We start from the raw sequence: 15,552 nt of genomic DNA, 5'->3' as shown, positions 1-15,552 counted from the left end.
ACCGTTACCATTCCAGTGAATCCGGAGCCGGTAGGTATAAATGATGGAATTTCAGTATGTAGTGATGTCGCTTTTAATTACGATCTTCAAAACAATATTAGCACATTAGGAAATGGCTTAGCGTCTGATTTCACTTGGGTAGCAACCAACAATATTTTAGTTGCAGGTGAGTCTACAACCGCACAAACCGGTGGCTTTATCACTGATGTTCTTACTAATGTTACTGGAAGTGATCAGGATGTAATTTATACAGTGACACCTACAGACAATACCAATAATTGTGTTGGTGATCCTTTTACAGTAACTATCACAGTGCAATCTGAACCACTTGGGGGTGATGATGCAACCTCGACATGTAGTGATGTTGCTTTCAATTATGATCTTCAAGCAAATATTAATTCACTAAGTGGTAACAATATGGATTCAGATTTTAGCTGGGTTGCCACTGACAATCCAAATGTTGGTGGGGAGAGTCTTGTTGCTCAATCTGGTGATTTCATAACTGATGTACTTACTAATATCTCTACTGTAGATCAGGTGGTGCAGTATACTGTGACACCTACTGAAACGATAAACAATTGTGTAGGTAATGACTTTACAATCAGTGTTACTGTACAGGCAGAACCTTTAGGTGTCGATGACACAAAAACGATATGCAGTAATAACACAACCCTTTATGATTTACAGAGTAATATCAACTCTCTGGGAAATAGTAGAACATCCAATTTCAGTTGGATGGCCACTGACAACCCTAATGTATCAGGAGAAAGCCTAACGGCACAAGCCTTGCCTGTAATCAATGATCTTCTAAGAAATTTCACGAATGTGGATCAGAGTGTTGTTTATACCGTTTCACCAACGGGAATTAATGGGTGTGCTGGTGACGATTTCGAAGTTACAATAATTGTACAGCCAGAACCGGTTGGAGCTAATGATACAGATATTTCATGTAGCGATCAGATCTTAACTTATGATTTGCAGGCCAATGTAAATGGTTTAGGAAATGGAGTAGCCAGTAATTTCAGCTGGGTAGCGGCTTCTAATCCATCAGTTACCGGAGAATCAACGACTGCTCAAACAGGTTCGATAATTAATGATAATATTACTAACCTTACCGGGGTGTCTCAGGTTGTGACCTACACAGTAACTCCAACAGACAATACAAACTCATGCGTTGGTGAAGATTTTACAATAGAAATAACCATTAATTCAGAGCCAGTTGGTCAAGATGATAGTGACATAGCCTGTAGCGATGTGGCTTTAACCTATGATCTGCAAAACAATGTAAATACATTAGGCAACGGTATGAGTAGTAATTTCAGTTGGGTTGCTGCAGATAATCCTAATGTAACAGGAGAGAGCCTGACGGCTCAGGCAGGAGCATCAATAATCGATGTAATTACAAACAATACAAATGCACCTGAGGACGTAGTGTATACCGTTACACCAACTGACGATACCAACAATTGTATAGGAGATCCTTTTGACATTACAATTACAGTAAATCCGGAACCTGTTGGGGTTGATGATAACGATGTTTCTTGCAGTGATGTAGCTTTTAACTATGACCTTCAGGCCAATGTAAACACCATGAATGGTCTCTCTTCTAACTTTAGTTGGGTAGCCAGTCCTAATGCGAGCGTAACAGGAGAGAGCGTGACACCACAAACAGGCTCGATCATTACAGATGTAATCACGAATGAAACAGGCCTCGACCAGACGGTTATCTATACGGTAACTCCTACAGATGATACAAATGGCTGTGTGGGTAATCCATTTACGATTTCTGTACTTATACAATCAGAGCCTACATCCGGCAACGATACTTACACAGAGTGTAGTGATATTGCGATCAACTATGTACTGCAAAATAACATAGATGTTTTTGGTAATGGCATGACATCAACGTTTAGTTGGGTGGCAAATGATAACCCAAATGTTGCTGGAGAGAGCTTAGTGGCACAAACCACAGGAACTATAAACGATGTGTTGACAAATACATCAGGTGTTGATCAGGTGGTGGACTATACAGTAACACCGACAGAAACGACAAATGGTTGTGTGGGTGATGATTTTATTGTAAGTGTAACGGTACTCGCTGAGCCAGCGGGAGCTGATGATGTAGATGAAACATGCTCAGATGTTGCTTTTAACTACAACCTGCAGAATAATATAAATACTTTAGGAAATGCGATGGCTTCCAGCTTTAGTTGGGTAGCAGCAGATAACCCGAATGTAACAGGCGAAAGCACAACTAATCAATCAGGCGCAATTATAAGTGACGTGCTTGTAAATACCTCTGGTGGAGATGAAGTAGTTACATATACTGTAACTCCAACTGCCAACATCAACAGTTGTGTAGGAGATGATTTTGAAATAGATGTGACCGTTCATTCTAAACCAGTAGGTGTAAATGATACAGATGCTTATTGTAGTGATGATGCTTTGGCTTACGACCTACAAAACAATGTGAATACAAGCGGAAATAATATGGCTTCTACTTTTACCTGGGTTGCGGCAAACAATGCGTTTGTTACCGGAGAAAGTACTACACCACAATCTGGCAGTATTATCAATGATGTGATCACTAATACAACCAATGCTATTCAAAATGTGGTTTATACAGTAACACCTACTGAAACTGCTGATTTATGTGAGGGTGATAACTTTACCATTACGGTAAGTATTACACCTGAACCTGTAATGAATCCAGCATTAGCTACAGCTAATATTTGTAGTAATTCAGCCAACAACCCTTCAACTACAGGGATTATTTTGCAAAATAATGGGTCTTCTGTGATCCCTACTGATTTTGATATATCATTGATATCTCAGGACGCAGGTCTTACAGGAACACCAACTGTGGGAACCGGGCTTGGAGCAAACGCTATAGAAAATGATTTCTATGTAAATGTGACGAGTACACCACTTGACGTAGTGTATCAGGTAGTTCCAAATAACGGTGCGTGCCCTGGCGATCCATTTAATATTACAGTTACGGTTGACCCTATGCCGGTTGTAAACCCTGCATTAGATGCAACGGGCTGTAGTGATGAAGATACGGGTATCATATTAAGCACAAATGGAACATCCGTAGCTGCAGGAAGCTATAGGTTAGAAAATGTAACTGTTCCAGCAGGTCTTTCTGCCGATGCAGGTAATACTGTAATCGGAGCAACTGGTGGAGCAAACCTTATCGAAGGAGATTCTTATACCAATATTACGAATGGCAGTATTTTAGTGACTTACGATATTGTACCGATCAGCATTGGTCCACTATCATGTGCAGGCGAAACAGAGTCATTTACTTTCGAAGTGCTACCCGAGCCGGTATTCGACTCCTCAATAAGTCCTGCGCCAGTGTGTAGTGATATTCCGCTTGGAGTTACTCTAGGAACTGAGCCTACGTCAATTGCAGCAGATAGCTACGATATTATAAGTGTGGCCATAGATCCAGACCTTACGCCAATTGTTTCAACTACAGGTACCGGGCTTTCTGATAATGCTATTTTCAACGACCGATATATAAACGTTGAGAGTTCATTTAGGGATGTTCGTTATACTGTTCGACCTACCACAGGAGGTTGCGATGGAGATGAGTTTATCTTAACAGTAAGAATTAATCCTGCTCCTGCTATGGCAGATATTGACGCAGTGGTATGTAGTGATGAGCCATCTGGTATTACACTCGGTACAACTACCGGAAGTGCACCGGCAACTCAATACAGAATAGTATCTGTGACACCAGATCCTTCTTTTGGACCTGGAGACATCATTTACCAAACACCTGATGGAACAATAACAGCAAATACAGGTGAGATCGAGAACGATCAATTTATAAATGATACTAACAACCCTCAAACTGTAGAATACCTCATAGTGCCGATTAGTGCTGCAGGTTGTGAGGGTCCAGCTGAGGTTACAGTGTTAACAGTAGAGCCGGAACCTACGATGGTTCAGCCGCTAAATGAGAACATTTGTAATAATGACTTGACTTCGATTACACTGTCCTCACCTACAGTGCCAACAGCAGGCAACGTGACTTTTGATGTACAGGCAACACCGATAGGTGCTATTACTGGAGCTATCTTTACAAGACAAAATCTATCAAATGGATTTGTGATTGAAGACCAGTTGAGAAATCTCGGTACTACAGTAGGTGAAATACAGTACACTATTACTCCGAAAATTATCGGTGCTAAGAATGGTGTGGGGTGCGAAGCAGGTACACCAACTATAGTGAGTGTCTTTGTAGAGCCTGATCCAACAGGTTCTTTCGCTCAATCTTTTGTTACGGTTTGTGAGGGTGTGGCATTAAATACTTTGCCTTCAGTAAATCCGATTTCAACGACTAAGACTCCCTCTGGCTCTGGTATAGTTGAATTTGAATTAACTAATGTTTTTGCTTCTGATCCTTCAGTGTCTGGATTCAGTGCTGTTGGTTTAGTTTTACAAGACGGAGAGGAGCTGACTGACGAAATAAATATTGCTGATGGTGTCGGAATTACAAGCAATCAGACAGTTACTTATCAGTTTACCCCAAGAATTGTGGGTAGTGATGTAGGGTCAGACTGTATTGGAGACGCTAATTCGGTTGAGTTAGTTGTTTCTGTAAGACCTAGAGCAGTGGTAACACCTTCAGAAAGCACTGTTGAGGTATGTAGTGGCGAGGTAAGAGAAATCGATCTTAACACAGATGTTGATAATACGATAAGCTCCTGGACAGTTGATGATAATACTTTTGTAGATGGTGAGTTTAATGGATTGGGAAGTAAAATGTTCATTTCATTAATAAACAACTCTACCACTCCTCAAACTCTGGAATATCTTGTAACTCCAGCTTCATTATTCGACCCTGGTTGTACAGGACCTACAGAATCAATCTTTGTCACAGTCAATCCTATACCAGATGTAGTTGTTGCTGACACTGAGGTACAACGCTGCTCTGGAGATGTTGCTAATATTCCGTTGGATGGAAATGTACTTGGCACCCGATTCGAGTGGGAAGCACAAGTGTTAGCAGGTAGTGTTGATTTTGGGGCCATAGGACCAATCGGTACGGGTACGAATGGTGATTTGATTAATCATACTGTAACAAATACTGGTACAAGTCAGGCAATAATTAGGTATAGAATAGAAGCTTATTATGACAAAGCTACTGCCGATCCGGGTAGATCAGTTTGCGATGGATTCATACCTGGTTTTGTAACCATGACTTTGAGTCCACCAGTAAGTGCAAGTATTCTTCCTGATGAAGACGATGGAACAGATACTAGGTTCAGATGTGTTGGTTCTGCCGAGGCAATTCAATTTGAATTTACTGGCGCACCACCTTTTACCATGACATTGAATAAAACTGATGCCAGTGGTACTACCGTTGAAACTTTTAGTAACCTACCAACACAACATATTATATTGGCTACAGAAACAGTTTCTTATGAACTAGTGCAGGTAGTGGATGCAAATGGATGTATTGCGGGATCTGGTGATGTGGTAAATGTGGTATTTGAAGAAGCACTTGCAGACTTTGATGTACGAGGAGCAGATGCTGGTAATACTTTTGCGTTTACAAATGATCCGCCTGATGTTAACTTAGATTTTGACACAGGTGAAGCTACAGTCGAATTCAGAATCAATAATTTTAATCCTCAGAATACTTATCGTTTACAAATTGGTGAAGAAGTAATAACGCCTACCACAGCAACAGTTACTTATACATTTGATGAGCCATCACCTCAAGGGAGCTTAGGTTACGCGGTTGAACTGCAGGTTGAGACACCCAATGCGCTCAATTGTAATGACGTAGAGAATTTCTTTATCAGGGTTGTTCCGGCATCTCCGGTTGTAATAGGATGTATTGGAGCTGATTGTAATAGAGCAAATTCACCAAACAATCTTCAAAAAGAGATTAGTGGCTGTCCTCCATTTACAGTAGACTTTAATAGTTACCTGGAAGATGCTGACGGGTTGTTCCTATCCAGAAATGTAGATCCTGAAACTATTGTGTGGGATTTTGATGAGGCCGGTAATACTGCCAATGCACCTAATACAAGTTATACCTTCACCAGGCCAGGTTCATATCAGGTAACGGTGACTGCTACTAATGGATATGGTGAGGAAGCCCGAGATGTGGTAATAGTGAATATTTTCGAAACGCCATCGGCTATTTTCAATGTGATACAAGAGGTGGTTTATATTCCGGATGATCCATTTAAGCCTGTCAATAGAAGTATCGGGGCTGACTCTTACGAATGGGACTTTGGTGATGGAAACACATCGACCTTAGCTTCTCCACAGCATTTCTATGAGTTGCCGGGTGAGTATGTTGTACAATTAGAAGCAGCAACCTTAAATGGATGTACGGACACTACGACTAATGTAATTGTGGTAGAAGAAGGTGGCTTTACTAAAACGCCAAATGCGTTTACACCAAACCCTGATGGTAGATCTCTCGGTGGTGGTACCGGTGGATCTGGATCACGCCTAAATGATGTATTCTTGCCAATTACGCAAGGAGTGATAGAATTCAGAATGCTTATCTATGATAGATGGGGTAATCTGGTATTCGAAAGTAATGACAAAAACATCGGTTGGGATGGATATAATTTCAACGGAAAGCTTTTGCCGGCTGGTGTGTATGTTTACAAACTCGAGTTGACCTTGTCTAATGGGCAACGCTCGACACGGGTGGGAGATGTAACATTGATTAGGTAATTGTGAAGGTTTACTAAAGATGAAAAAGCTACTACTTACATTATTTGCAATAGGATTTAGTCTTGGGCTTTATGCGCAGGATCCTCAATTTTCACAATTTTATAACGCACCACTTTACCTCAATCCAGGCTTTACGGGTATCACACCCCAGCAGCGTGTGGTGCTTAATCACCGCCTGCAATGGCCTACATTACCCCAGGCCTATTCGACCTATGCTGTTTCTTATGAAATGTTTGTAGGAGAGCTTAAAAGTGGTTTTGGCCTTATGGCTACTACTGACAAGCAAGGCAGTTCCGGATGGCGTACATCAACAGCGAGTTTACTTTATAGTTACAAACTACGGGTAAGTAAAGACTGGGTGGTATCGCCAGGGTTGATTTTTGGATACGGACAGCAAAGCGTAGGTGATAAACTTACTTTTGGCGATGAACTAGACACGGGTGTACCTACAAGTGACCCTGATGTAAACAGGTTAGGAACCACCGGCTTTTTTGACATTGGCTCTGGGATAATTCTATACAACAGAATGGTATGGTTAGGTTTTGCAGCCTACCACATCAATCAGCCTAACCGATCTGTATTAGGAGGGGAGGCAAGGCTACCAATGAAAATGAATTTCCATGGTGGTATGCGCATACCACTGAAGACAGGGATGAAAATCACCGGAAAGATAGATTATCTGACACCATCCTTCATTTATAGGTCACAAGGGCCATTTCAACAGTTAGACCTTGGCTTGCAGTATCATATAGACCCCGTAGCCATTGGTTTTTGGTATCGAGGTATTCCTGTGCCAAGAGCCTTTCAGTTAGAAACAGATGAAGCAAGTGATAATTTGCAAGACGCACTGGCATTTGTTCTTTCGTTGCAGTTCAATACTTTTCAAGTGGGGTACAGTTATGATTTCACAATTTCTGAGTTAGGCGCTGATACAGGCGGAGCTCATGAAATATCTATAATTTATGAATTTGTGGCTAAGCCTTTCAGGCGAGGGGTGAAGAAGAAATATCAACAACTTCCTTGTCCTACATTTAACAGCAAGGCAGGTTTCTGGAACTAATACTGTCTGTTCATCGTAAGCAAAATACGGCTCATGGCTGAAAATTACGCCTTATCGATAATTTATTGATAACCAGCTAGGTAAGGGTTTCTTTTCTTTATTTTCGCGTATTTATTGGTGTCTTGCAGTTGGCTTTAGTGGTAATTTTAAAACACTGAAGCTTTGTCCATAAAAAATCCTTTTGCTCATTACATATTTTGGCTGGTCATATTATTAATGACCGCTATTGGTATAAAAGATGCCGTAAGCCAGTGTAATACACTGAGGTCTCAGTTTGATATATCTTTTAATACCGATCAGGATTGTGCACCTACTTCGGTAACAGATTACACAATTACATACAGTTTTAATGTAGCTCAAAATCCTAATTCTATTGGGATTCTTTTCGAGTGGAATGATCCTGCCAACTCTACCACTTTTGTAGATATTGGCTCTGGACTTATAGCTTCAGCAGGAGATACTAAATTTACTGCGACAGCCACTTTTACATATCCCGTCAATAACGAATGTGGTTACTTTCCTACTGCATTTGTGTTGATAAATGGAGCCGTTTGCCCGACTTCTGAGCAACAGCAGCGTGCCTTTTCATGGGCACGAGATAATGAGTTTGGAGGCAACCTGTCCATCACTCCCGAATTTTATGATGTATGCTATGGAGATGCAGTTACCAATGCAGTTTTTGCTGACGATTCTTTCTTTAATTGTAATTTAACGGCAGAACCCGATAATCCTAACAGGCAACAACGTCATGTACAATTTGTGTATGGTACCAATCACAATGCCGGCAACAGTATCAGAGACTTAAGCTTAAATGATGGAGGTGTTCAAAATTTAACTGATGGAACAGGTGCTTTAGCTACTACCGATACACGTGGTACAGGAGGACTTTTGATTACAGCAGCATATTTTGGTCCGGTCGATGCCATACCATTTCCGGCTGACGGTCCTTTGTCAGTATCTTTTCCGATAAATGCCCCTGCCAACGCAGCCAACGCTGTAGGTAGCGTCTTTGAAGTGACTATGTTTAATTGGAATGTTTGTAATCCATTTAATGGCAATGCAGCGGATCCCAACTATGACGAGGCTATTTCTACGACAGCTTATGTGAGGATTGTAGATGCGCCTACACCCGATTTTCTAACCAGGAAAGATAATGCTGCAGGCGTTGTTACTACTGATTTTTGTATTGGTGATATTATTTACTTTGATAATGAAAGTGTTGGGGCGGATAGTTATAGCTGGGAATTTTTCGATGATAATACCGGTACAGTTTCATTAGCCACTTCTAATGCCAATAACCCTACTTTTTCGTACAGCACATCCGGGCAAAAACTGATTAGGCTTACGGCTACTAACAATGCAGCACAAAGTAATTGTATGGCCCAGTTTGATGTTTTGGTTAACATTACACCTTCACTAGTAGCTCAGATTGAAACTACCGATCTGGCTGGTAACCCAATTACACCTGCCTTTTGTCAGGACCCTGCCAACCCACAAACTTTTGATGTACGATTTGAAGATATAAGTGTAGGAACAGTAACGCCTACTACTCGATGGAGATGGGAGTTTTATGATGAAAATAACACACTGATTAGAGAGGAACCTGGACCTGGTTACTCTTCTAATCCATTAGGCCCATTTGATTTGAGCTATATCAATATAGGCGTATACCGTGCTCGGTTACGTATCAAAGATGCTGTTACAGATTGTGAGAATATCTACGAAACAGAAGTTATAGTCTATGAAAATCCTGTGGCAGATTTTGTGGTTGATAGGGTATGCGAAGGTTCTTCGACTCATTTTACTGATCAGTCTACTCTAAATGCTATCAATGGCGAAATCATCGTTTCTTGGGAATGGGATTTTGATTACGATGGAGTCACCTTTAACAAAGATGCTGCTTTCGATAATCAGGTAGATTTCGATAGGACTTACCCTGCGGCCGGAACATATGAAGTGGCACTGAGAATTATGACGGATCAAAACGGCTGTAGCGATTTTGTAACGCAAACAGTGGTTGTTGACCCAATGCCAATAGCAGATATCACAGCTGACAATAACAATGATTGTAGTGTACTTACCGTAAACTTTACCAATAATGGCGTTGGAAGCCAACCGGATGTGATAACTCAATATATTTGGGAAATCGATGAGGGTAGCGGTTATGTGGTTGATTCTATTCAGGATCCATCTGATGCTAACTTTTCAGATGTTTTTACCAGAGATTTCGAGAATTTAACAACGGCTAATAAAACCTTTGATGTGAGGTTGAGAGCGGTGACACAAAGAGGCTGTGAAACTGTGAGTGCTCCTATTAGTATAACCGTATTACCTGGTCCTAGATCTGGTTTTAGTTCTTTAAATTATTCGCCTTTCGCTGATAATTGTTCTCCTGTATCTGTCGATTTTGCTGTAGACCCGGAAACTCAATCACTAAATCCTACAGATTACACCTGGACCATAAATGATGAGAATGGTCAGATTTTTCAGCAAAGCACGGGCACTATCCCGTCATTTACATATTCGTTTGAAAACAATTCGCAATCAATCAAAAATTTTGATGTCACACTTTCGTCTACACTGCCTTCTGGTTGCTCAGGAGACTCCACGCGTGTGATAAGAATTAATCCTGTACCTGACGGTACCATGGCATTAGATACACTCACACTCGACTGTGAAATCATGCAGGTAAAAGCAGAAGCTTTGCAAAAAGGCCTGACCGAATACAAATGGGTGGTAAAAGAAAACGGAGTAATTATAAATACAATCACAGGTACCAACGATGAGATTACGCATCTCACTACCAGAAACAACAGTGATATTGAAGTCTCTATCGAGCTAATTACAGAAAATTTTGCAGGCTGTGAGAGCGCCCAAACTATCGAAAACTATACAGTACCTGCCTCCTACAATATTAACGCAGATTTCGATGTAAGTCCATTGGTGCAAACCCTGCCCAATTCCACAGTTGATATTGTAAATACTACTAACGATGGCCCGTGGACTTATTTGTGGGATTTCGGTGATGGAAATACTTCTACCGCAAAGAATATAGGCAGTTACACTTATGAGACTTATGGCGATTATACCATTACGCTTACGATATCTCTTAATGAGTGTGTGAAAGTGGTGGCCAAGACTGTAAAGATAAATCCGATACCACCTATGGTAGACTTTGATTTTAATGTGGCAAGTGGTTGCGCGCCACTTACCATTAGATTTGAAAACCTGAGCCAGTATGCAGAACCTGATAGTTACTTTTGGGATTTTGGAGAAGGTGAGGGTACATCAGTGGCGGCAGATCCGGTACATACATATTATGAGCCAGGTCTTTACACTGTATCATTAACAGCTTCTAACATTTTAGAAGACACCATTACAAAAACAAAAACTGATATCATCCGGGTATACCCACAACCTGTAGCTGCTTTTGAAGTACGCCCTGCTGTTGTGCTGGTACCGGATAATCCAATTTACCTGGCCAATCGGTCTACAGGTGCTTCTTCCTTTACCTGGGAGTTTGGAGATGGTAACTCTTCTAATGAGGCAGAGCCTATTCATTATTATCAGGAAGAGGGTGTGTATGATATCGCGTTGATAGCTCAAAACAGCAGTGGTTGTGCCGATACGCTCACGCGTAAAGGTATTGTAGAAGCCAAGGCTGTTGGTCGCATACTTATACCAAATGCTTTCTCGCCAGATCCTTCAGGTCCTTCGGGTGGTGAAGCTGGAGGAGCACCAGGGGCTAATGATATTTTCTTACCAAAAACACAGCAAGTAAAAGAATTTGAGATGCTCATTTTTAATCGATGGGGTGAGCTATTATTTAGGTCAACAAACAAAGGCATAGGTTGGGACGGCTACTATAAAGGAAAATTGATGCCGCAAGACGTGTACGTCTACAAACTCAGCCTTGTTTTTGATAGTGGTGAGAGTGCTACCAGAGTGGGTGATGTAAATCTGATAAGATGATGAAGAGGATAGTATTTGTATTTGTAATTATTGCAATCGTATTTACCGAGGCGAGGGCACAAGACCCTCATTTTTCGCAATACTATTCGGCACCCCTTTACCTAAACCCTGCCTTTGCAGGTACGGGTAACAATCATCGCCTGATAGCAAATTATAGGAATCAATGGCCCGCGATAGCTAATGGTTTCGTGACCTATGCCTTCTCCTATGATTATAATGTGGCAGAAGTAAGAAGTGGTGTTGGATTTTTAGCAACCGTAGATAAAGCTGGTTCGGCAGACTTAACTTCGACTACGCTTCAGTTTATCTACTCGTACAAAGTGCAGTTATCAGACAAGTGGGTGGTAACTCCAGGTTTGTCTTTTGGCTACGGTATGCGCGATATCGATTTTAATAAATTAGTTTTTGGCGATCAACTTGATTTTTCAGACCGTGGTCAGGCGCCAACTACAGACTCACAAGTGATGAACAACCTGGGCAGTGCCAATTATTTTGATTTTGGGGCTGGGATTTTGATCTACAACAAGACGTTCTGGGCAGGGTTTTCTGCCAGCCATATCAATACTCCAAATAAGTCTTTATTAGATGTAGAGAGTAAGGTGCCTATGAAAAAATCTTTACACGCAGGGGTGAAGATTCCGCTTTATAATGGAGTTTTTAAAAGAGATAGGGTGTCTAGTATATCGCCTTCGTTTGTTTATCAAAATCAAGGCAATTTTGACCAGCTGGATGTCGGTTTACATTTCAATTATTCACCGGTAATGATTGGTGCCTGGTATAGGGGGATACCTATACAGCAAGATACAAAAGACAATGTGAGTCAGGATGCTTTGGTGATGATATTAGGAATGCAATTTGATAACCTTGAAATTGGCTACAGCTACGATTTTACTATCTCAGACCTTAGCTCGGTCTCTGGTGGAGCACATGAAATTGCACTCAAGTATAGTGTTGATGTTTCGCTAAGACGTAAAGTAAAACACAAAGACAAATTCATTCCCTGTCCGACATTCACCAAATAGCAAATACCAAAGTCTACATGATGTTTTTAGCTTATTAATTTAGTGCTAACTTTGCACTGATTTTGATGGTATACCGGGTAATAATACCGCAATGATACCAAACAGCCATTAACATATTTCATGAATTTTTCGGCACAACTCAACGATATATCAATCTTTAAAACTGTTGCGTCTTGCGCACAAAAACTTGATCTGGAAAGCTATGTAGTAGGGGGCTACGTAAGGGATCTGGTACTTAAAAGAAGCTCAAAGGATATCGACTTTGTTTGTGTTGGTAGTGGTATTGCATTGGCTACTGAGGTTTCAAAAGCGCTTAATAGCGCCAAGTTGAGTGTTTTTAAAAACTTTGGTACCGCTATGGTCAAGCACAAAGACTGGGAGCTCGAGTTTGTAGGTGCCAGAAAGGAATCTTACCGTAAAGATAGTCGCAAACCTATTGTAGAGGATGGCACGCTTGAGGATGATCAGAACAGACGTGATTTTACGATCAATGCCATGGCAATTAGTCTGCAAGCACATAATTATGGGGCTGTAATTGATCCCTTTAATGGGCTCAAAGACTTAAAAAGAAAAACCATTAGAACTCCTCTCGATCCCTCAATTACTTTTTCTGACGATCCGTTGAGAATGATGCGTGCTGTAAGATTTGCGTCACAACTGATGTTTGACATTGAGCCAAACACCTTTGAAGGCATTGTCGAGAATTGCGAAAGAATGAGCATCGTCTCTATGGAGCGTGTTTCCACGGAGCTCAACAAAATAATCTTATCAAGAACCCCTTCATATGGTTTCAAGCTATTATTTCACAGTGGCTTGTTACACCAGTTTTTTCCTGAGATGATTGCCTTACACGGTGTGGAAACCATTGACGGCAAATCTCATAAAGACAATTTCTACCATACTTTACAAGTGCTGGATAATGTAGCAGAGAAGTCTGATGATCTCTGGTTGCGTTGGGCAGCCATTCTGCATGACATTGCCAAACCACCTACAAAACGATTTGATAAAAAAGTCGGCTGGACCTTCCACGGACATGAAGATAAAGGTGCGCGCATGGTTCCGGGTATTTTCAGAAAGCTAAAATTGCCGCTTAATGAGAAGATGAATTATGTAAAGAAGCTCGTAAGACTTCATTTGAGGCCTATTGCTCTTGTAAAAGACAATATTACAGATACTGCCATCCGGAGGTTATTATTCGAGGCAGGTGATGATGTAAACGATTTGCTAGCACTTTGCAGAGCTGATGTCACTTCAAAAAATCACCACAAGGTGAAGAAGTACCTGGCCAATTTTAAGAAGGTTGAAAAGAAATTGAAACAAGTGGAGGAGAAAGATCGTGTTAGAAACTTTCAACCCCCAATTTCGGGTGATGAAATCATCAATACTTTTAACCTAAAACCAAGTAGGGTAGTGGGCGAAATAAAAGAGCAGATTAAAGAGGCGATACTTGAAGGTGTTATAAGAAACAATGAAGAGGAAGCCAGAGCGTATATGCTCAAAATCGCCAAACAAAAGGGGTTAGAAAAAGAAGTTCAAAATTAGTTAGATTTGCCGCTTATTAAATTTTAAATCAATATGTTAAGATCGATTTTAGTTACTGCACTAGTTTTAGTTGCTTTTCTCACTTCAGCCCAGGATAAAGAGGTTGGACAGTTACAATCAAAAGAAAAGCAACCTACAGCACGACAAATATTCAGCAGCCATTATGCCTTCAAGTATCAGGCAGCACTTCGCTACAACGATTATAGAGTAGCCAAAGACGCATTGTATAGCCTTCTGGTAGAAAATCCTCAAAATGACTCTATTTTGTATTCACTGTCTGCTTTATATTTTCAGATGCAGCAATATGCTTCTGCAGCCCTTACTTCAAATGATTTGGTTACGCGTAACGAAAATCACATTGGTGGTTTAGAAGTCAACGCCAACTCACTCGAGCAGCTTGGTGCCAAAGATAAAGCCCTTGATAAATATGAGAGTCTTTACTTGCTCACAGACGAGGTGCAGGTTCTATATAAAATTGCTTTTTTGCAGTATGAGCTAGGTAGATATGCCGAGAGCATGACCAACGCAGATATCTTGTTAGGTAAGAAAGAGTTGGAAGAAATGAGTGCTGTTTTCCAAACCACATCCAGCGAACAGAAAGAATACCCAATCAAGGTAGCGCTTTACAACCTTAAGGGCTTAGTTTATCAGGAGCAGGGCGATAAGGCCAAGGCAAAAGAATTTTATAACAAAGCACTTGAGATAGCACCTGATTTTGCGATGGCCAAAGAAAATCTGGCTTCAGTCGATAAGTAATTTGCTATAAATGCAACCCTCCTAAATGCTTTTCTGTCTATATAGTAGTTGACTGAGACTACCTTGGCAGAAAAGCATAAAAACATTCACCACACTCTTATAAATCGTTGCCGCGAAGGCGACAGGTATGCCCAACGCAGGCTGTATGATTTATATGCTAAGGCGATGTATAACATTTGCTTTCGCATTACCAATAATCAGGAAGACGCTGAGGATGTACTTCAAGATGCTTTTGTAAGTGCATTTCGAAATATCAATGGCTACAAAGGCGAAGCTACATTTGGCGCCTGGCTCAAGCGTATTGTTATTAATAAGGCCTTAAATGCGATTAAAAAAAGTCAATTGGAATTTGTACCGATTGATGAACCCGAGCATTATGTAGATGAATCACCTGCAGAACTAGATTTTGGTGTAAGTATTGATCAGGTGAAAATGGCTATAAATCAACTGCCGGATGGATATAGAGTCGTGTTTTCTCTCTATTTA

At 40.9% G+C, this 15,552-nt stretch carries 7 protein-coding genes; all 7 read left to right on the top strand.

Annotated elements, in window-relative coordinates; all coding sequences use genetic code 11:
• The first annotated feature begins 15 nt into the window (after positions 1–15).
• Complete coding sequence (locus tag E1176_RS16085; RefSeq protein WP_343030552.1) at positions 16–6,714, top strand: PKD-like domain-containing protein; 6,699 nt, start codon at positions 16–18, stop codon at positions 6,712–6,714.
• A 19-nt stretch (positions 6,715–6,733) separates the two neighbouring features.
• Positions 6,734–7,774, top strand: a complete 1,041-nt coding sequence (locus E1176_RS16080; RefSeq protein WP_155211896.1) for a PorP/SprF family type IX secretion system membrane protein — start codon at positions 6,734–6,736, stop codon at positions 7,772–7,774.
• Between the two features lie 162 nt (positions 7,775–7,936).
• Entirely contained in the window at positions 7,937–11,746 is a 3,810-nt protein-coding gene (locus E1176_RS16075) for a PKD domain-containing protein (protein WP_155211894.1), read from the top strand.
• Positions 11,743–12,768, top strand: a complete 1,026-nt coding sequence (locus E1176_RS16070; protein WP_246206097.1) for a PorP/SprF family type IX secretion system membrane protein — start codon at positions 11,743–11,745, stop codon at positions 12,766–12,768. Before E1176_RS16075 ends, E1176_RS16070 begins: the two co-directional genes overlap by 4 nt.
• A gap of 120 nt (positions 12,769–12,888) precedes the next feature.
• Positions 12,889–14,310 (top strand): CCA tRNA nucleotidyltransferase, encoded by a 1,422-nt coding sequence (locus tag E1176_RS16065; protein WP_155211893.1) that lies wholly within the window; start codon positions 12,889–12,891, stop codon positions 14,308–14,310.
• Between the two features lie 33 nt (positions 14,311–14,343).
• Positions 14,344–15,066, top strand: a complete 723-nt coding sequence (locus E1176_RS16060) for a tetratricopeptide repeat protein (RefSeq protein WP_155211890.1) — start codon at positions 14,344–14,346, stop codon at positions 15,064–15,066.
• 63 nt (positions 15,067–15,129) lie between these two features.
• On the top strand, positions 15,130–15,552 hold a 423-nt coding region (locus E1176_RS16055; RefSeq protein ID WP_155211888.1), incomplete at its 3' end, for an RNA polymerase sigma factor.

This window comes from Fulvivirga aurantia, assembly GCF_009711475.1.
Classification (GTDB): Bacteria; Bacteroidota; Bacteroidia; order Cytophagales; family Cyclobacteriaceae; genus Fulvivirga; species Fulvivirga aurantia.
Note: the sequence above shows the minus strand (reverse complement) of the source record. Positions and strands in the feature narration are given on the sequence as shown.

What these genes read in the sequence shown, in the direction of transcription:
- E1176_RS16060 (WP_155211890.1), top strand. Translation starts at nt 14,344, where the DNA reads ATGTTAAGATCGATTTTAGTTACTGCACTAGTTTTAGTTGCTTTTCTC.
- E1176_RS16065 (WP_155211893.1), top strand. Translation starts at nt 12,889, where the DNA reads ATGAATTTTTCGGCACAACTCAACGATATATCAATCTTTAAAACTGTT.
- E1176_RS16080 (WP_155211896.1), top strand. Translation starts at nt 6,734, where the DNA reads ATGAAAAAGCTACTACTTACATTATTTGCAATAGGATTTAGTCTTGGG.
- E1176_RS16070 (WP_246206097.1), top strand. Translation starts at nt 11,743, where the DNA reads ATGATGAAGAGGATAGTATTTGTATTTGTAATTATTGCAATCGTATTT.